We start from the raw sequence: 17,346 nt of genomic DNA, 5'->3' as shown, positions 1-17,346 counted from the left end.
ATGTCAGACAGCCCTTTGAACCTGCATGCCAGCGCCGTTGTCGTGCAGGGGCGGGGGCTATTGATCAAAGGCGCGTCTGGGGCCGGAAAATCTGGGCTGGCTTTGTCGATGATGGGGCTTGGCGCGACGCTTATTTCAGATGATCGCACGATTTTGATCGACGACGGCAAAGGGGTGGTGCTTTCGACACCGGAAACCATCGCCGGTCTGATCGAAGCGCGCGGTATCGGCCTGTTGCAGGCCGAAAATGTGGCTCATGCCCGTTTATTTGCCGTGGTTGACCTTGATCACAATGAACGCGACCGACTGCCACAGCAGCGCGAGTTTCCTATACTCGGGTATAGCGTCCCCTTGCTTTTTAAGGTTTCGTCTCCTTATTTCCCTGCAGGTCTTGTACAATTCCTCAAAGGTGGTCGGAGAGCATAGCCATGAAAGCCAATCCCACTCCCAGCCAGCGTGTGGTTCTGGTCACCGGTCCCTCTGGGGCCGGGCGCTCAACCGCGATCAACACGCTTGAGGATCTGGGATTTGAGGCGATTGACAACATTCCTGTGAGCCTGATTCCGCGTCTTATCGATGGGGCAAACGCACTGGCGCAACCTCTTGCCCTTGGTATCGACGCGCGGAACCGTGACTTTTCGGTCGAAGGGTTGATGGAGCTGCACGCCGTTTTGTCGTCTCGCGGTGATATGAATTGCGAACTTTTGTACCTTGATTGCCTGCCTGATATCTTGTCGCGCCGTTATTCCGAAACCCGCCGCCGCCACCCGCTTGCCCCGGATGAAAGCCCGGCGGATGGGATCGCGCGTGAACTTGCATTGCTTGAAGATGTCAAAACGCGCGCTGATATTTTGGTAGATACGAGTGAGTTAACGATCCACGATCTACGCGCAGAAATCGAGAATTGGTTTTCAGATGCAACCGGACAGGGAATGGCGATTTCGATCCATTCCTTTTCCTATAAACGCGGATTGCCACAGGGGTTGGATATGGCCTTTGATTGTCGCTTTCTGCGCAATCCACATTGGGAACCCGATCTGCGCCGCTTTACCGGATTAGACCGTCAGGTGTCCGATTATGTCGCAGCCGATAAACGCTATGATGTGTTTGTTAAACATATTATGGAACTGTTGGGCGTGGTGTTGCCCGGCTGTTTGGACGAGGGCAAAGCTCACTTTTCCGTTGGCTTTGGCTGTACCGGCGGCAAGCATCGGTCAGTTACCCTTACGGAAGCTGTTGCGGCAGCCCTTGCGAAGCAGAGCTGGCGGGTGTCAATTAGACATCGCGAATTAGAGCGTCAGGGGGTTCGTGTGACGACGCCTGTTGCTCCGGAAAGTGAAAGAGAGGCGTCTGAGTGATCGGCATCGTGATCGTGGCACATGGCGGATTGGCCGGAGAGTATCTGGCGGCTGTGGAACATGTCGTCGGGGCGCAACCCGGCATGGCGGCGATTCCGATTGAGGCAGACTGTGATCGAAGTCTTAAACAGGCTGAGATTTGCCAAGCCGCTGATGCCGTTGATCAAGGTGAGGGTGTGGTCATTGTCACCGATATGTTTGGGGGATCTCCGTCAAACTTGTCTTTAAACGCCTGCCGCCCGGAAGGTCGAAGGATCGTTTACGGTGCCAACCTTCCGATGTTGATCAAACTGGCCAAGAGCCGCCAGAAACCTGTCGCCGATGCGGTGCGTGCTGCTTTGGAAGCGGGCCGCAAATATATCGACAGCCAAAACATCAACGCCTGATCCCTTTCAAATTTTTCAAACCGAGATTGCAATATGACCGATAACACACGCCGTGAGCTGAGAATCATCAATGAAAAGGGCCTGCATGCCCGCGCCTCAGCCCGGCTTGTTGAAGTGGTCGAGGGCTTTGACGCAACGGCAGAAGTGTCTCGCGACGGAATGTCAGCCGGTGGAGACAGCATTATGGGCCTTTTGATGTTGGCAGCCGCCAAAGGAACCACTATTGAAGTCCAAACTTCAGGGCCAGATGCGTTGGCCTTGGCAGAAGCGGTTGAGGCGCTGGTCGCTGACCGTTTCGGAGAAGATTGCTAGCCGGGGGCGAGATCGTCCCGGGCCTTGGAGACGGGACTGAACAAGCGGATGGTGGACAGCACACAATCCTCGGCTGTGGGTGAAGAGACACCAGAGGCCCAGCCTGTCCCCTATGACAAGCGCAAGATTAGCTACGCGAACACGTTTACCAACCCGTGGAAGGCAAATGTCATCCGGGTTATGGAGTGGCTGACCGGCAAAATTCCCCTTATTCGCATTGTGCGCCGTTTTGAAAAACAGGGCATGGTCGAAGGACAAGCGTTTTGGCCGCGCGCTTTGGGTGTGATGGGGATCGAACTTCAGACGCCTTTGGCGCAGATCAATAACATTCCCCAAGAGGGGCCTGTTGTGATTGTCGCGAACCATCCGCATGGCTTGGTTGATGGCATGGTATTGGCGCATCTGATCGGGCATGTGCGGACGGATTACAAAATTCTGACTCGCAGTTTGTTGACCGGGGTAGAGGAAATCGACCCGTTCATGATTCCTGTGCCCTTTCCGCATGAGGAAAACGCCCGCCAGCAGAGCCTTGCGATGCGCGCAAAAGCGATGGACCACCTCAAGGGCAATGGCGTCATCGTCTTGTTCCCATCGGGCGTTGTAGCTTCAAGCGAAACCCTGTTCGGCCCCGCGATTGAGGCCGGCTGGAACCCGTTCACCGCCAAGATGGTTCAGCGATCTGGTGCAACGGTGGTGCCGATCTATTTCCCGGGGCAGAACAGCCGCGTTTACCAAATCGCCAACAAGGTATCGCCGACGATCCGTCAGGGTTTGTTGATCCACGAAGTTGTGCATGCCTGCAAACGGCCACAAAAACCGATTGTCGGAGCGCCGATTTTGCCGGATGAGATCAAGGCTTTTGAAGGTGGTCAGCGCGAGTTTGTGGCATGGCTGCGTGAGCGAACCTTGGCCTTGAAAGACCAAGCCCAGTAACCAAACGCTTCCAAAAGGTCCGCTTCCGCGGTCATTTCTTTAAGCAAGACAGGCGGTGACGCGCCCCATGACCGGGACGCAGACCGTTAGCGTGTTGGGACCGGTGTTTCACCGCGATAGTCATAAAACCCGCGTTGGGTTTTACGCCCAAGCCAACCGGCTTCGACATATTTGGTCAGCAGGGGGCAAGGGCGATATTTTGTATCGGCCAAACCGTCGTGCAACACGTTCATGATTGCCAAACAGGTGTCGAGTCCGATGAAGTCGGCCAGCTCAAGAGGCCCCATTGGGTGATTGGCCCCAAGCTTCATCGCCATATCAATCGACCTCACATTTCCCACGCCTTCATAAAGCGTATAACAGGCCTCGTTGATCATCGGGATCAGAATCCTATTGACGATAAAGGCCGGGAAGTCCTCGGCACTGGCGGCGGTCTTGTCCAAGCTTTCAACCACGGCGAGGCAGGATTTGTATGTATCCTGATCGGTGGCGATACCTCGAATGAGTTCGACCAATTGCATCAGCGGAACCGGGTTCATGAAATGGAAACCCATGAATTTTTCCGGCCGATCAGTGCCAGAGGCGAGTCGGGTAATTGAAATCGAGGACGTGTTTGAAGTTAATATCGTGTGATCATCAAGATTGGGAACAATTGCCGCGAAAATCTTGTGCTTGATGTCTTCGCGCTCGGTTGCCGCTTCGATCACCAGATCGGTTTTTGCGACCTCAACGATGTCTTGCGTTGTGACGATCCGGGCCAAGGCGTCATCGCGGGCCTGTTCGGAAATCTTCTCACGGCTGACTTGGCGGTCGAGATTCTTGCCGATGAGCCCGACGGCTTTTTCCAATGCTTCCTGAGAGATATCGTTCAAACGGACATTGTAACCCGCCAACGCCATGACATGGGCGATGCCATTGCCCATTTGTCCTGCGCCTACGACGCCAACCGATTTGATTTCCATCGGAGCTTCCTCTTCGTCAATTTGGCTAACAATAGGCGCCTGTACGCCCGGGCCGCAAGGGCAGGTGGCTAAACTTATAGACGCATTTGCCCTTTAGCCATTTCGAAAGAGGTTTGATGGATTCTCAGGCTTGGGTGAGAAAAATAAGGTGGGTTTTATGTCAGTACATGGCGGGGGCCATGGTGCCCTTGAATACTATCCTTGCCGATACGGTGGCTCTCGCGTTTTGTTTCGCGGACCACGCCGGCAGTTGGACGGAGAATACTTTGCCTTTCTCGGTGGAACGGAAACCTATGGTAGGTTTATTGAAAACCCGTTTCCAACCTTGATTGAGCGGCGCATGTCGGTGTCATGCGCAAATTTCGGCGTGGTCAATGCCGGGGTTGATTTATACTTGAACGATCCGGCGTCGATGGATTTGGCCATTAGCAGTGCAGCTAAGGTTATTCAGATCATGGGCGCACAAAACATGTCGAATCGTTATTATTCGGTGCATCCGCGCCGAAATGATCGGTTCTTGCGCGCATCCGAACGGCTGGAATCCCTCTATCCAGAGGTCGATTTTACCGAGTTTCATTTTGTGCGCCACATGTTGGGGCGCTTGGCGGAAATCTCTGAAGATCGCTATGAAATTGTGATCGAAGAGCTGCGCTCGGCCTGGGTGGCCCGGATGAAACATATTCTGACGCTGTTGCGTGGTCAGGTGGTCTTGCTTTGGTTTGCGGACCATCCCATTCCGACCGGGCTAGATGCGCCACTTGACGGGGATCCTTTGTTTGTGACCCGCCAAATGGTCGAAACCTTGCGCCCACGCGTTTCAGCAGTGGCCGAGGTTGTCGCCTCGGAAAGCGCCCTTATGGAAGGGACCAAGGGTATGGTTTTCAACGACTTTGACGCATGTGCTGCCGCCGAGGTGATGGGCCCCTATGCTCATGTGGATGCGGCAGATGTTTTGGAACGGGTTCTTCGACGGTTAACCGACCGAGAGGAAGACTAAGCGTCACGCTGTTGTTCCAAGGGGCTTGTCGAAAAGGGCCAAGTGAAAGCTTCGGAAAAAAACGAAAAGGCCCACCAAGTTTGGTGGGCCTTTCGATGTTTGTATATGTCGAGTTTTCGATGAAAACCCGCAGATGCGTTTAGCCGAGTTTCTCGGTGAGTTCTGGAACCGCGTCGAAGAGGTCAGCAACCAAACCAAAGTCAGCAACCTGGAAAATCGGCGCTTCTTCGTCTTTGTTGATCGCAACGATGATCTTCGAATCTTTCATGCCGGCAAGGTGTTGAATTGCGCCCGAGATACCCACAGCGATGTAGAGATCCGGAGCCACAACCTTACCTGTCTGACCAACCTGCCAATCGTTCGGAGCATAACCCGAATCAACCGCGGCACGCGAGGCACCAACGGCAGCACCGAGCTTGTCAGCCAGCTTTTCGATCAACGCAAAGTCATCTTCGGAGCCAACACCGCGGCCACCGGACACAACAACACCAGCCGAGGTCAGCTCTGGGCGATCTGATTCGGCAACCTTGTCTTCGATCCATTCGGACAGGCCGGGATTTTCGGCCGCGCCAATGGTCTCAACGGCGGCGGAACCGCCTTCACCAGCCGCGTCAAAGGTCGAGGTGCGGAAGGTGATAACCTTGGTCGCATCCGACGATTTCACGGTTTGCATAGCGTTACCGGCATAAATCGGACGCTCAAACGTATCGGCGTCGACAACGGCTGTGGCGTCGGAAATTACCATCACGTCCAACAGTGCGGCAACGCGTGGCATGACGTTTTTGGCGTCGGTGGTCGCCGGGGCAACGATATGCGAATAGTCACTGGCCAACGATGCGATAAGCGCCGCTGTTGGTTCCGCAAGGCGGTGGCCCAAGGACGCATCCTCGGCAACCAGAACCTTGGCAACACCGTCGATTTTCGCAGCCGCGTCGCCCGCAGCAGCGGCAGAGGCACCAGCGGCCAGAACGGTCACATCACCCAATGCTTTCGCAGCGGTGACAGCCTTGGCGGTGGCGTCCATCGCCAGTTCGCCATTTGTGACTTCGGCAAGAAGAAGTACAGCCATTACACAGCCCCCGCTTCTTTGAGTTTCGCAACAAGTTCGTCAACCGAGCCAACCACGATACCAGCGGCACGGGCGGCGGGCTCTTCTGTTTTGACAACGGTCAGGCGTGGCGTGACATCAACGCCGTAATCGGCAGGTGTCTTTTCATCCAAAGGCTTTTTCTTGGCCTTCATGATGTTTGGCAGCGACGCGTAACGTGGTTCGTTCAAACGCAAATCAACGGTCACGATGGCAGGCATCTTGACGCTGATGGTCTGAAGGCCGCCGTCAACTTCGCGGGTGATTTTTGCGCTATCGCCGTCAATGTCGACTTCGGAGGCAAAGGTCCCCTGCGACCAACCCAAAAGGGCGGATAGCATTTGGCCAGTTGCGTTCATGTCGTTGTCGATCGCCTGTTTCCCGGCGAGAACCAGACCAGGCTCTTCTTCTTTGACAATCGCGGCCAGAATTTTGGCAACGGCCAGCGGCTCGATGTCTGTATGAACATCGTCGGCTGCGTTGACCAGAATGGCGCGGTCGGCGCCCATTGCCAAAGCCGTGCGCAGGGTTTCCTGGCTCTGCTTTACACCGATGGAAACGGCAACGACCTCAGTCGCTTTGCCCGCTTCTTTCAGGCGGATGGCCTCTTCGACGGCAATCTCGTCGAATGGGTTCATCGACATTTTTACGTTGGCGAGATCAACACCCGATCCGTCCGCTTTGACGCGCACTTTCACGTTGTAGTCAATCACGCGCTTGACAGGCACCAAAACCTTCATCGCGTTCCTCTCCTTTAAACGAATGGCGGGGGATTCCCCACATGTCAGTCATTCTCGAAAAGGTGATAGCGCGGGGATCGCGGTTGAAACAGAGCAAAATCGTCACGTTACCGCCAACAGACGTCGCGTTTTAAAAGAAAGCCGCTGTTTGCTTACCTATGGTAAGATTTCGTAAGGCTAAAGTATGATTTGGAAAAGGTTTCGAAAGCTTTCCCTGCTTGGCTGACAGAGTTGACAGCTGTCAACCAAGGGGTCTTGGGCGTCCTGCTTCCAAAAACAAAGCGTTTTTAACTCATTTCGCATTTAACGGGCTAAGCGAATGGCTGCGGCGATCGGTACAGATTGACTGCAACGCGCTCCACTGAGAGGTGGACAACAAGGGCCTTGGGACAAACCCGCTGGGCACGGCATCGCGCGCCTGTTCAATGCGGTCGCCAAGGGCCGGATGTGACACGAAATGTTCTTCGATGCCGCTGACTTCGCCACCGAGGCTTCGGAACCGTTCGAACATCACCGCCAATGCGTCTGGCGAAATTCCGGCTTTTTGCAACATGTCATGGGCAAAGATATCGGCCTGCGCTTCCGCACCTTGGGCGTATTGGGCTTCGATCAACTGTTCGGCTAGCAAAAGCATCACCGCGCCGCCCGCAAAATCACCAAACAACAGGCCTAGCACCCCGATCGACCCGGCCGAGCGCAGGGCATGGCGGGTTGGGTCGCGGCTGACCACATGGCCAATCTCATGGGCAAAAACCGCCGCCACTTCTTCTGGGCTTTCTGCCTTGTCGATCAATCCGCGGAATAACACGATATGGCCGCCGGGCAGGGCAAAGGCATTTACCATAGGGTGGTCAAGCACATAGACGGTTAGGTCCGGCGGTGCTTCCAAAGTGTCGACCAAGCGGTTTTGCATCATCGTCAACGCGGCCTTGCCGTTGTCGCCTTCGCAAAATTGGACACCGGTGGCCGAATTGTTGCCAAGGACACCGCGGATTTGTTCGAGCGTGACTTCGCCTAACGCGTGCTCCCCCTCGGGGGGAATGAATTCAGCCAGTTGGTTGGCCATAACCGGGACCAAAACAAAGACGATCAACGCCACCGACGCCACAGCCGCCGCCGCCCAAGTGAGCAATTTGCCCCGTTGGGTCACCGGTGCGCGGCGGTTGGGGTGGGGCAAATCGGGGTAGAGTTGATGATCTGGCAGAATAAGCCGGCGCAGCGGATCATCCCGCAGCCGCAACACCAGCCGCGTCTTGTCGGCCTGATCCTGCAACTTGCGAATATCGCGCATTGGCCAGCTTTCATCCACCTCTTCGGTGCGAATGATCAAGGCGTTTTGCTGGCGATCAATCCAAACCTCGGCGCGAATGGGCACAGGGACAATGCCATCCAAAAACCGGGCAATATAGGTTTGATTGTTGGGGGCACGTCTGGGGAAATCGGCGCTGCTCATATCGAGGCCCCCACATCCAGAGCTTCGGCAAAGCCTTCAGCCTCAATATGTTCGTCGCGAGGGCGCTGGCGTATCGCGGCCAGACCATCGCCGCCATGCAAGGAAAGAACCGTGCTGTAATGGCGCATGATTGGCATGGTGATAAAGGCCTGCATAAAGGCGGACCAAAGCAGAAACGTGCCAAAATATATCATGGTGCTCAGCATAATCATCACCCACTGCGGGATGTTCTTGATCAAGTCGGTCTCTATCCCGGATATGCTGAGTGAGCCAAAAACACCCACGGCAATGGCAATACCGGCGGCAACAAGGAAAAGAGAAAGCGCCAAGGTCGCCGCGAGGTAACCGCCAACATAAATCCAGAACACGCGGCCGGAGGATGGCTCTAGAGTTAGGGTGACATCGTTCATGCGTTTGGTTTCGGTCAGGCGACGTAGGCTGTCGACGCGGTAATGGACGAGACCGAAGGGCAGGACCAAAAAGGCAAGAAGGGTTGCCAGTAGGGTTATCACGACATTGTCGGACTCGTTCGTGGAAAACAAATTGCCAAGGTCTTTGCCCTCAAACTCCAGATAAATCAGAACGGCGGCAGCTCCGGCAATAATCAAACCGGCAAACAGCCATTTGGCCGAGCCATATAGCATCGTCCACCGGCCACCTTGTTCCAAAGTCGCCGTGCCCCATGATGTCCGGGTGGTTTTGTATTCTTCGAGCCGGTAGGTCATCAGCGGCCAAAGCAGCCCGGCAGAGACAATCGTCAAAACCCAATACATCAAGGCGCGCAGAGCATAGCCCCATGCACCGGAGTCCAGACCAAATCGCAAACCACGCCAACGGGTTCGGGCCAAAACATAGCGCCGGGCGCGGTATTGCGCGTAAAACCAGATGGGAATGACGCCGATAAAGCTAAGCAAATAGGCGGCGAAATTGTCCTGAAAGAATGAAAAGCTCACAAACATCAGCAAAAGGTTCACGATGCCGATGTAAAAGGCCAAAATGACCACCGCGATTAGAAATCCCAAAAGCTTTTCAATGGGATCGCCGACATACTCCAGCGGCACGCCGCCGATGCGAATGGCCGACCAATACCAGCGACGCAGCCGGGTTTTCATCCAAAACCGATAGAGTCCGAGGGTCAGAACGGTGAACAACCCCGTCACCAAAGCCAGCGAAAACAAGTTACCGCGCAGGCCCACAAACTCTCCGCTCAACACATCGGTACTGGGCGGAGGCGATGGGGGCGGGGCCGCGGGGCCGTGCTGGGGCACAGCGCGGGTATTCCCCCAGGGCGAAGAAGATTTCCCCCAAGGGGAGCGGCGATTATCGTCTGTTGGCAAGGGAAACTCTTACGGAATGAAACTTGATACAGCTTGCGTCAGAGTTGTGAGGGGAACAAGGGGGGGGCCAAAATTAACAGGCCCCGGACAAAGTCCGAGGCCCAGTAAGTTTTAGGTGAAACGATTGTCGCGTGGGAACCCGCGTGGGGCCATGCGACCGGTTCCGGCCCGTTTACCGCGCCATTCGTCTAGCTCGGTTTCCGTCCGGGTGCGGCCCGCCGGATCAAGCCAGCTTAGCCCTTCGGCCAAGGTAAAGGTGCGGGCATCCGACATGCCGCCATCCTTGTACTTTTGTAGCCGAACGCCCTTGCCACGGCCCATTTCAGGAAGCTCATCCAGATCAAACACCAAAACTTTGCGGTTTTCGCCGACAACGGCAACCGCGTCCCCGTCGATGGGTTTGCAGAGTTTGGCGCGAACCGGTTCTTTGACGTTCAAAACCTGTTTGCCGTTCTTGGTTTGGGCGATCACATCGTTTTCAGGCACGACAAACCCGTCACCGGCAGACGACGCGACCAGCAGTTTACGATCGGCTTTGTGGATGAAGAGATCAATGATCTCCGCCTCATTCGGAAGGTCAACCATCAGGCGCAGCGGTTCGCCCATGCCGCGGCCACCGGGTAGATTGGCGGCGGACAAGGTGTAGAACCGGCCATTGCTTCCGAACACCAAAAGACGGTCGGTGGTTTCGGCGTGGAAGATAAATCGCGGACCGTCGCCATCCTTGAACTTGAGCTCGCGGTTTAGGTCGATATGACCGGTCATGGCGCGAATCCAACCCATTTTCGAACACACCACCGTGATGGGTTCACGTTCAATCATTGCCTCGATTGGCACGTCCTCGGCCTCGCCTGCTTCGGCAAAGGTGGTGAGGCGGTGGCCGCGCGGATGATCCTTGGCGAACTTTTTGCGCACTTCACGCAATTCGTCGGTGATGGATTTCCACTGCAATTCTTCGCTGTCGAGCAGGTCTTCGAGGCCCGCGCGTTCTTCCATCAACTTGTCGCGTTCGTTGACAAGCTCAAGCTCCTCAAGGCGGCGCAAGCTGCGCAGGCGCATGTTGAGGATGGCCTCGGCTTGCGCATCCGACAACCCTTCGGAGCGGCCAACAAACCGTGATGGAACTTTGGAATCAGTGCCATCATCAGCAAGAATTCCGCGGGCGATTGCCTCGGGATCTTCTTTCAATGTCAGGGATTTAACATCGATCCCCGCAAGCGGAGACACGTAGTCGGCCTCATCCATAGCGCGCGGAATGCCGGCCTGATGATCTCGTGACCAATCTTCGTACATGAGCGCGGCTTTGGGGTCATCATCATAGCGGATGATATCGATCACGCGGTCCAGATTGAGGAAGGCAATGATCAACCCTTCGAGCACTTCGAGACGGTTGTCGATTTTGGCCATGCGGTGACGCGAGCGGCGGATCAATACCTCGCGGCGGAAATCGACAAAGGCGCGCAGCACTTCTTTGAGCGAACAAACCTTGGGGGTGACCCCGTCGATCAGCACGTTCATGTTGAGCGAGAACCGGGTTTCCAGATCGGAATTCTTGAACAGCATGTTCATCAGAACATCTGGATCAACATTCTTGGATTTGGGTTCAAGAATCAGACGAACATCTTCGGCGGATTCATCGCGCACATCAGCAAGAATCGGGATTTTCTTGGATTGGATCAGCTCGGCGATCCGTTCGACCAATTTCGATTTCTGGACCTGATAGGGAATCTCGGTGACGATGGCCTGCCATTGTCCACGGCCCAGATCCTCGACCGACCAGCGGGCGCGCAGGCGGATGGACCCGCGTCCGGTGCGATAGGCGTTGGCGATGTTTTCAGGTGGCTCGACAATGACGCCGCCGGTGGGGAAATCGGGGCCGGGCACATATTGCAAAAGCGTGTCGTCAACGGCGTTTGGGGATTTGATCAGGTGCAGACAGGCATTGATCAACTCACCAATATTATGGGGCGGAATGTTGGTCGCCATGCCCACCGCGATCCCGCTTGAGCCATTGGCCAATAGGTTCGGATAAGAGGCGGGGAGAACCGAGGGTTCCTCTAGCCGGCCATCATAGTTGGGGCGGAAATCGACCGAGTTCTCGTCAAGTCCCTCAAGAAGGGCCTCGGACATGATGGTCATGCGCGCTTCGGTATAGCGCGAGGCCGCCGGGTTATCCCCGTCGATATTGCCAAAGTTACCCTGACCATCAACCAAAGGATAGCGGATGGTGAAATCCTGAGCGAGACGCGCCATGGCATCATAGATCGCCATGTCACCATGCGGGTGGAAATCCCCCATGGTGTCGCCGCTGATCTTGGCCGATTTCAAAAACCCACCGGAAGAGGACAGGCGCAACCGCCGCATCGCATATAGAATGCGCCGGTGAACCGGTTTCAGCCCGTCGCGCGCATCAGGCAGAGCACGGTGCATAATCGTGGACAGCGCATAAGTCAGGTAGCGTTCACCGATGGCGCGGCGAAGCGGTTCTGTCAGTTGGCGTGCGGCGATATCGTCGTCTGAGGTGTCATCAGTCATAGATGTTGTGATACAACCGCACTTGCCTACCGTAAAGCGCGTGGCTGGGAAATATTCTCGGTTTTTCCCTTACGCTTTGTGGCGGGAATCATGTAAGGTGGTTTTATCGTCGCATTCGCTGCTTGCGACGAACAGGTGGGGTTTCTTTTGGGGGGTGAAAGCATGGCGAAAGTCATTCTTTTGACGTTTGGTGTACTTGGTTGGGCTTGGTTTGAGCTATCTGGCGGGGCTGATTTTCAGCCGGGCCAAAACGGGGTGACGTTGCTTGCCTCGGTTCCCAAAGCCAAAATTATAGATGAGGTTGAACCTCAGGTTGCGCGCGCTGATACAACAGCTGCGCCGCTGACGGTCTTTGCAGCCCCTAAATTGGACAACGTGATCGAGGCATCATCAGTTGTGGTTCCCAATGCGGTTTTCAATCCAACACCGGCCTTTGCCCCAAGCCAGGCCAAAATGGCCGCTTTGGAAGACCCGGCTGTCATCAGCGATGCGGTGATCGAAGTTGCGGCGCTTGCGCTGGATTACCGTCAAGTTACCGGATCGCGTGTGAATCTGCGCGGTGGGCCGGGCACAGATTTTGACGTTGTGACCCAACTATTGCGTGGCGAAGAGGTCGAAGTGACCGAGAGCCAAGCCGACGGTTGGGTTAAGCTGCGCGCCTTGGATGGCGGCGATATCGGCTGGATGTCAGAGAGTTTCCTCAAAGCGGTCAACTGACTGCTTTCCTCAGGCACGAGGGGAAAACGCGCGGGCGACCGCGCGTTTTTTGCGTTTGGCATTGGGAAATTGTGACAATAGCGGACCCAAGGGGCGGCGCGGGTCTTGTACACGATGCCAAATGATGTGCGGTTGTTGTTTCAAATGTAGTGGCACCCATTGTAGAGAGAGCAAAATCACACGAGGCATCATGACAGGCAAAAGCATTCTTATCACCGGCTGTTCCTCTGGTATTGGCTATGATGCAGCTCTTGGGTTGCGTGTTCGTGGCTGGCGCGTGTTTGCGTCCTGTCGCCAAGAGGCTGATTGCCAGCGACTACGCGAGATGGGGTTTGATGCACCGCGCATTGATTACTCAGACCCGGACACCATAACTGAGGGATTGGCCGAGGTGTTGGCCGCAACCGGCGGGCAATTGGATGCATTGTTCAACAATGGTGCCTATGCTACGCCCGGCGCGGTTGAGGACCTTCCGACCGATGCCTTGCGCGCGATTTTTGAGGCCAATGTCTTTGGCTGGCATGAGCTCACCCGACAGGTGATTCCGGTGATGCGGGCGCAGGGGCATGGGCGGATCGTCAATCATTCCTCGGTTCTAGGGCTGATCGTGGGGCCATGGCGGGGGGCGTATAATGCTACCAAATTTGCGCTGGAAGGGTTGACCGATACGCTTCGTATCGAGATGCGCGACACACCGATCCATGTAGCGTCGCTTAATACCGGGCCCGTGACCTCGCAGTTTCGCAAAAACGCGATCAAACAGTTTGAACGCTGGATCGATTGGAAATCCTCGGCGCGCGCGGATCAATATGAGGAGCAACTGCTCACGCGGTTGTACGAAGAGCGAGGGCCGGATGTGTTTGAGCTTCCGCCCTCGGCCGTGACCGCAAAATTGATCCATGCGCTTGAGGCCAAGCGCCCCAAGCCTAGATACTATATCACCACGGCGACCTATCTGATGGGGGCGGCGCGACGATTGTTGTCGACACCTGCGATGGATTGGCTGGTTTCCAAGGGCTGAGAGAGCCGCTAAGTCTGACGCAACTGATCGGAGATTACATGGCCCAGGACCCGTTATTTTTTGTGATCCTCATCGCTTTGGCGGCGGTGGTCGGGATCTTGTTCTTTGGCATAGGAAGCTTTGCCAAAGGCGGAGAGTTCAATCGCAAACACGCCAACAAGGCGATGCGCTGGCGTATCATTGCCCAGTTTATCGCGGTTGTGTTGGTTGTTGGTTTTGCTTGGATGCGGAGCAGCTGAGATGGTTGTGTTGAACAAACTCTACACCCGCACGGGTGATAAGGGCGATACGGCGCTGGGCAATGGCGCGCGCGTGGCGAAATATGACGCGCGGGTTGAGGCCTATGGCACATCGGATGAGCTAAACGCGATTGTCGGACTGGCGCGGTTGCATGCAGGTGGCGAGATGGACGCGCAGCTAAGCCGTATTCAGAACGATCTCTTCGATCTTGGCGCAGACATGTGCCAGCCGGATATGGATAAGGACGACGAGGCAGAGTACCCGCCGTTGCGGATGGTACAGGCGCAGGTCGATCGGTTGGAAACCGAGATCGACGCTATGACGGCTGTGTTGGAACCGCTGCGTAGTTTTATCCTACCCGGTGGTAGCGCCCTGTCGGCCAATCTGCACCAATGCCGAACGGTTGCACGCCGGGCTGAGCGTTTGGCTGTGGCCTTGGCGGCGGTTGAAACGGTGAATCCGGCGGCGGTTAAGTATTTGAACCGGCTGTCGGATTGGTTCTTTGCAGCAGCGCGAATCGCCAATGACAACGGTCGAGAAGATGTGTTGTGGGTTCCAGGAGCGAACCGCGACTAGCGGCGGGATGTCCGGGGGACATCGCGGCTCCTGGAAGGGCGGAGCCCCGGCCCTTTGGGCAGGAGCGAACCGCGACTAGCGGCGGAATGTCCGGGGGAAATCGCGTTTCGGTTTTTGGAAATGTATCTATGAGTGGCAAGCGGTGGTAAATCCCGTGCACGGGATTTGCAAATTCCTTGCAAGGAATTTGGTGAACCAAGTCGCGAACCCTGTGGTCCTGTCAGTTAATAGGTTCCGCCTCAAGCCAGACACCGCCTTGCGGCCGCAACGTGATGATCATCACCGGATCGGGGACCTTGCCTGCTACGGTGCTAAACCGGAATCGCGCCAGCAAGGTGGCGAGGACAATCACCGCTTCTTGGATTGCGAAAGACGATCCGATGCAAATGCGTGGCCCATCACCGAAGGGCAGATAGCTGTACCTGTCGGGTTTCCCCGCCGCCCAGCGATCAGGATTGAACTGATCCGGATCGTCCCAGAGCATGTGATGCCGGTGCAGGGCGTAGATCGGCAAAATCACCGTATCGCCGGGCAAGATTTGCCGCCCACAGAGTTCGTCTTTGGCCAAAGCCGTGCGCGACACCATTCCCGCCGGAGGGTATAGGCGTAGCGCCTCGTCAACGATTTGACGAATGAAGGGGAGCTTGGCGACGTCCTCGCCGGTTGCGGTGTCGCCATCCAGAACGGCCAACACTTCGGCGCGCGCGCGCTCTTGCACCTCCGGATCAAAGGCCAACAGATAAAGCGACCATGCCAGCGTCAGTGCGGTGGTCTCGTGCCCGGCGACAATAAAGGTCAGAAGATTATCCCGAAGCTCGGCTGTGTTCATCTTTCGCAGGGTTTCAGGGTCTTCGCCTGCCAAAAGCAGGTCAAGCAGGTCGGGCACACCAGACACATCGCGTTTGGAGCGTTCTTCGATGGCGTGATCGGCGACCTTTTTCATCTGCAAGACACCGCCCGCTGAAAACATGCGGCCCGGGCGTGGCACCCAATCGGGAAAGCCGAGAATGTCGAAGAGCGATAGTTTTCCGGCCTCGGAAATATAGGCGTCGATGGCGGTGTGGACTGAGTTTCGGTCAAACCCTTCGTCGCCGGAAAATGTCACATCTGAAATCACATCAAAGGTAAGAGACACCATTTCGTCGAGAAAGTTGATCGCCCTTGGCCCGGCGTCATGGATTCGCTCGGCCGAACGCTGCGCGGCGGCGCTCATGATTGGCGCAAGGTTCATGACATTGCGATGCGAAAAGGCGGGGGCGGCGGCGCGGCGTTGCCAGCGCCAATGTGCCCCTTCGGCGATAAACAGCGATTCACCAATGGCAGGGCGCAACAGGTTCTTGGTCACCATGGATTTCGGGTAATTGTCCAAGTTTTCTAGCAATATCCGCCGGTTGGCGGTTGGGTCCGTTACCATGTGCCAGCGTTTCCCGGTCTTGCCAGAGACCATGGGTTGGCGCGTGGCGATGTCCGGGATGATTGCCAGAACGTTGCGCCGCGAGGTTTGCAGGCTTTTCCAGATCCCCATGGGTTGGGTGACCAGAGGCACCCGAGGCGGCACGGGTTTGGCTATCGTTTGGGTTGCTAACATCTGACACTCCACCCTTGATCCGTTTAATGATAGCGCGCAGCGGGGAAATGACAAAGGCGTGGGTGTATTGCTAAGGCGGGCTGGCTCGGGTATCCGGTTTCGAACCACAAACCTTTGGGGGATCCGGATGTTTCGAATGATCGCAGCGCTTTGCGTCGGGCTGTTTCTTGCAGGCTGTAACGCATCACCGTCTGATTTGGACAAGCCTGCGGTTCCGATTGGGGCCTTCAAGCTGGGACATGCCGAAGTTGTGGCCCCCAATCTTGAAAAGCTGCTGATCAGCCAAGAGGCCAGTGAAGAAGAGTTGATTGCCGCCGTTGATGGTGCATTGGAAGAACGGTTCCGTCGCTACGAAGGCACCCAGTATTATCATATCGGTGTCAGCATCGAGGCCTATTCGATCCCGCCGTCCATGGCCCCCGGCAAATCGGCCATCGCCCTGCGCGCAACCGTTTGGGATGACGCTTTGGGCAAAAAACTCAACGAAGAAACCGAGCTGTTCCATGTTATTCGGGTTTTCGAATCGCGTCTTAGCTTGTCGCGCGAAGATCAGATCAAACTCTTGGCCGAAGAAGGGGCCTTGATGATTGAAAAATGGATGCGCGAAGAGCATGCCGCCAAGGGGTGGTTCGCGGCGCGTTCTGAAGAAAAGCCCACAGAATAAGGCCTTTTCTCTAGTTTGGGTTGGCTCGGGGTCGGAGTTTGACCTGAGATCGGCTTGAATATGCCGACTCAAATGCCGCGTCTTGTCAGACTCGCAGTGTTGCGATGCATCCGGCACTTGATTTTCCGTGCTCAACCAAATAAACGGCGCGCGATGTAACTTGGGCCAGTGCGGCCCCCTAACTTGAGGCGTCTGAAGATGGGCAAGGAAAAGTTTGAACGCGGCAAGCCGCACTGTAACATTGGCACCATTGGTCACGTTGACCACGGTAAAACCACGCTGACGGCGGCGATCACCAAGTATTTTGGTGACTTCAAAGCGTACGACCAGATTGATGGCGCGCCAGAAGAAAAAGCTCGTGGTATCACCATCTCGACCGCGCACGTTGAGTATGAAACCGATGCACGTCACTACGCGCACGTTGACTGCCCCGGCCACGC

At 55.9% G+C, this 17,346-nt stretch carries 19 protein-coding genes; 12 read left to right on the top strand and 7 right to left on the bottom strand.

Going from position 1 to position 17,346, the window contains the following annotated elements:
- From Q1A43_RS12205 to Q1A43_RS12185, 5 genes are read left to right on the top strand one after another with little or no spacing between them, the layout of a single operon-like run.
- A complete protein-coding gene (locus Q1A43_RS12205; RefSeq protein WP_299935511.1) occupies positions 1 to 426 on the top strand; it encodes an HPr kinase/phosphorylase in 426 nt (141 codons plus the stop codon).
- A 2-nt stretch (positions 427 to 428) separates the two neighbouring features.
- Positions 429 to 1,358 carry an RNase adapter RapZ gene (gene rapZ, locus Q1A43_RS12200; protein ID WP_299935509.1) on the top strand — a complete coding sequence of 310 codons (930 nt, stop codon included), beginning with the start codon at positions 429 to 431 and terminating at the stop codon, positions 1,356 to 1,358.
- The gene (locus Q1A43_RS12195; protein ID WP_299929784.1) at positions 1,355 to 1,744 is read left to right on the top strand and encodes a PTS fructose transporter subunit IIA; all 390 of its coding nucleotides are present in this window, start codon (positions 1,355 to 1,357) and stop codon (positions 1,742 to 1,744) included. Before rapZ ends, Q1A43_RS12195 begins: the two co-directional genes overlap by 4 nt.
- 33 nt (positions 1,745 to 1,777) lie before the next feature.
- Positions 1,778 to 2,056, top strand: coding sequence for an HPr family phosphocarrier protein (locus Q1A43_RS12190; RefSeq protein WP_299929787.1), 279 nt, complete (start codon positions 1,778 to 1,780; stop codon positions 2,054 to 2,056).
- Positions 2,057 to 2,104: 48 nt separating this feature from the next.
- Positions 2,105 to 2,989: a lysophospholipid acyltransferase family protein gene (locus tag Q1A43_RS12185; RefSeq protein WP_299935504.1), complete on the top strand. Its 885-nt coding sequence runs from the start codon at positions 2,105 to 2,107 to the stop codon at positions 2,987 to 2,989.
- 86 nt (positions 2,990 to 3,075) lie between these two features.
- Here Q1A43_RS12185 and Q1A43_RS12180 read toward each other — a convergent pair whose 3' ends face one another.
- A complete protein-coding gene (locus Q1A43_RS12180; RefSeq protein ID WP_299929793.1) occupies positions 3,076 to 3,951 on the bottom strand; it encodes a 3-hydroxybutyryl-CoA dehydrogenase in 876 nt (291 codons plus the stop codon).
- Between the two features lie 157 nt (positions 3,952 to 4,108).
- Between Q1A43_RS12180 and Q1A43_RS12175 the strand changes: the two genes are divergently transcribed.
- Entirely contained in the window at positions 4,109 to 4,948 is an 840-nt protein-coding gene (locus Q1A43_RS12175) for a DUF6473 family protein (protein ID WP_299929795.1), read from the top strand.
- A gap of 139 nt (positions 4,949 to 5,087) precedes the next feature.
- On the opposite strand, the gene Q1A43_RS12170 is transcribed toward Q1A43_RS12175, so the two are convergent.
- From Q1A43_RS12170 to Q1A43_RS12150, 5 genes are all read right to left on the bottom strand, one after another.
- A complete protein-coding gene (locus Q1A43_RS12170) occupies positions 5,088 to 6,017 on the bottom strand; it encodes an FAD-binding protein (RefSeq protein WP_299935502.1) in 930 nt (309 codons plus the stop codon).
- Entirely contained in the window at positions 6,017 to 6,775 is a 759-nt protein-coding gene (locus Q1A43_RS12165; RefSeq protein WP_299929801.1) for an electron transfer flavoprotein subunit beta/FixA family protein, read from the bottom strand. The genes Q1A43_RS12170 and Q1A43_RS12165 overlap by 1 nt, the downstream gene beginning before the upstream one ends.
- 292 nt (positions 6,776 to 7,067) lie before the next feature.
- The gene (locus tag Q1A43_RS12160) at positions 7,068 to 8,228 is read right to left on the bottom strand and encodes a M48 family metallopeptidase (RefSeq protein ID WP_299935500.1); all 1,161 of its coding nucleotides are present in this window, start codon (positions 8,226 to 8,228) and stop codon (positions 7,068 to 7,070) included.
- Positions 8,225 to 9,424, bottom strand: coding sequence for a DUF898 family protein (locus Q1A43_RS12155; protein ID WP_299935497.1), 1,200 nt, complete (start codon positions 9,422 to 9,424; stop codon positions 8,225 to 8,227). The genes Q1A43_RS12160 and Q1A43_RS12155 overlap by 4 nt, the downstream gene beginning before the upstream one ends.
- Positions 9,425 to 9,676: 252 nt before the next feature.
- On the bottom strand, positions 9,677 to 12,100 hold the full coding sequence (locus Q1A43_RS12150) for a DNA topoisomerase IV subunit A (RefSeq protein ID WP_299929811.1): 2,424 nt from the start codon (positions 12,098 to 12,100) through the stop codon (positions 9,677 to 9,679).
- A gap of 162 nt (positions 12,101 to 12,262) precedes the next feature.
- Here Q1A43_RS12150 and Q1A43_RS12145 point away from each other — a divergent pair, with 162 nt between their 5' ends.
- The 4 genes from Q1A43_RS12145 to Q1A43_RS12130 all read left to right on the top strand — a co-directional run bounded on the left by Q1A43_RS12145 (position 12,263) and on the right by Q1A43_RS12130 (position 14,654).
- Positions 12,263 to 12,817, top strand: coding sequence for an SH3 domain-containing protein (locus Q1A43_RS12145; protein WP_299929814.1), 555 nt, complete (start codon positions 12,263 to 12,265; stop codon positions 12,815 to 12,817).
- Positions 12,818 to 13,007: 190 nt separating this feature from the next.
- Positions 13,008 to 13,838: an SDR family NAD(P)-dependent oxidoreductase gene (locus Q1A43_RS12140; protein ID WP_299935495.1), complete on the top strand. Its 831-nt coding sequence runs from the start codon at positions 13,008 to 13,010 to the stop codon at positions 13,836 to 13,838.
- 38 nt (positions 13,839 to 13,876) lie between these two features.
- Positions 13,877 to 14,077, top strand: a complete 201-nt coding sequence (locus Q1A43_RS12135; RefSeq protein ID WP_299929821.1) for a twin transmembrane helix small protein — start codon at positions 13,877 to 13,879, stop codon at positions 14,075 to 14,077.
- A gap of 1 nt (position 14,078) precedes the next feature.
- Positions 14,079 to 14,654 (top strand): cob(I)yrinic acid a,c-diamide adenosyltransferase, encoded by a 576-nt coding sequence (locus Q1A43_RS12130; RefSeq protein WP_299929824.1) that lies wholly within the window; start codon positions 14,079 to 14,081, stop codon positions 14,652 to 14,654.
- 220 nt (positions 14,655 to 14,874) lie between these two features.
- On the opposite strand, the gene Q1A43_RS12125 is transcribed toward Q1A43_RS12130, so the two are convergent.
- Entirely contained in the window at positions 14,875 to 16,242 is a 1,368-nt protein-coding gene (locus Q1A43_RS12125) for a cytochrome P450 (protein WP_299935493.1), read from the bottom strand.
- Positions 16,243 to 16,369: 127 nt separating this feature from the next.
- Here Q1A43_RS12125 and Q1A43_RS12120 point away from each other — a divergent pair, with 127 nt between their 5' ends.
- Positions 16,370 to 16,906: a hypothetical protein gene (locus Q1A43_RS12120; protein WP_299929830.1), complete on the top strand. Its 537-nt coding sequence runs from the start codon at positions 16,370 to 16,372 to the stop codon at positions 16,904 to 16,906.
- Positions 16,907 to 17,104: 198 nt separating this feature from the next.
- The coding region (locus Q1A43_RS12115) for a GTP-binding protein (RefSeq protein ID WP_299929833.1) at positions 17,105 to 17,346 on the top strand (242 nt) is incomplete at its 3' end.

The sequence above is a fragment of the uncultured Pelagimonas sp. genome, assembly GCF_947498515.1.
In the GTDB taxonomy this organism is placed as follows: Bacteria; Pseudomonadota; Alphaproteobacteria; order Rhodobacterales; family Rhodobacteraceae; genus Pelagimonas.
This window is presented reverse-complemented; position numbering and strand designations above follow the sequence as displayed.

What these genes read in the sequence shown, in the direction of transcription:
- Q1A43_RS12175 (WP_299929795.1), top strand. Translation starts at nt 4,109, where the DNA reads ATGTCAGTACATGGCGGGGGCCATGGTGCCCTTGAATACTATCCTTGC.
- Q1A43_RS12205 (WP_299935511.1), top strand. Translation starts at nt 1, where the DNA reads ATGTCAGACAGCCCTTTGAACCTGCATGCCAGCGCCGTTGTCGTGCAG.
- Q1A43_RS12130 (WP_299929824.1), top strand. Translation starts at nt 14,079, where the DNA reads ATGGTTGTGTTGAACAAACTCTACACCCGCACGGGTGATAAGGGCGAT.
- Q1A43_RS12190 (WP_299929787.1), top strand. Translation starts at nt 1,778, where the DNA reads ATGACCGATAACACACGCCGTGAGCTGAGAATCATCAATGAAAAGGGC.
- Q1A43_RS12145 (WP_299929814.1), top strand. Translation starts at nt 12,263, where the DNA reads ATGGCGAAAGTCATTCTTTTGACGTTTGGTGTACTTGGTTGGGCTTGG.
- Q1A43_RS12185 (WP_299935504.1), top strand. Translation starts at nt 2,105, where the DNA reads ATGGTGGACAGCACACAATCCTCGGCTGTGGGTGAAGAGACACCAGAG.
- Q1A43_RS12170 (WP_299935502.1), bottom strand. Translation starts at nt 6,017, where the DNA reads ATGGCTGTACTTCTTCTTGCCGAAGTCACAAATGGCGAACTGGCGATG.
- rapZ (WP_299935509.1), top strand. Translation starts at nt 429, where the DNA reads ATGAAAGCCAATCCCACTCCCAGCCAGCGTGTGGTTCTGGTCACCGGT.
- Q1A43_RS12165 (WP_299929801.1), bottom strand. Translation starts at nt 6,775, where the DNA reads ATGAAGGTTTTGGTGCCTGTCAAGCGCGTGATTGACTACAACGTGAAA.
- Q1A43_RS12160 (WP_299935500.1), bottom strand. Translation starts at nt 8,228, where the DNA reads ATGAGCAGCGCCGATTTCCCCAGACGTGCCCCCAACAATCAAACCTAT.
- Q1A43_RS12180 (WP_299929793.1), bottom strand. Translation starts at nt 3,951, where the DNA reads ATGGAAATCAAATCGGTTGGCGTCGTAGGCGCAGGACAAATGGGCAAT.
- Q1A43_RS12125 (WP_299935493.1), bottom strand. Translation starts at nt 16,242, where the DNA reads ATGTTAGCAACCCAAACGATAGCCAAACCCGTGCCGCCTCGGGTGCCT.
- Q1A43_RS12120 (WP_299929830.1), top strand. Translation starts at nt 16,370, where the DNA reads ATGTTTCGAATGATCGCAGCGCTTTGCGTCGGGCTGTTTCTTGCAGGC.
- Q1A43_RS12150 (WP_299929811.1), bottom strand. Translation starts at nt 12,100, where the DNA reads ATGACTGATGACACCTCAGACGACGATATCGCCGCACGCCAACTGACA.
- Q1A43_RS12140 (WP_299935495.1), top strand. Translation starts at nt 13,008, where the DNA reads ATGACAGGCAAAAGCATTCTTATCACCGGCTGTTCCTCTGGTATTGGC.
- Q1A43_RS12135 (WP_299929821.1), top strand. Translation starts at nt 13,877, where the DNA reads ATGGCCCAGGACCCGTTATTTTTTGTGATCCTCATCGCTTTGGCGGCG.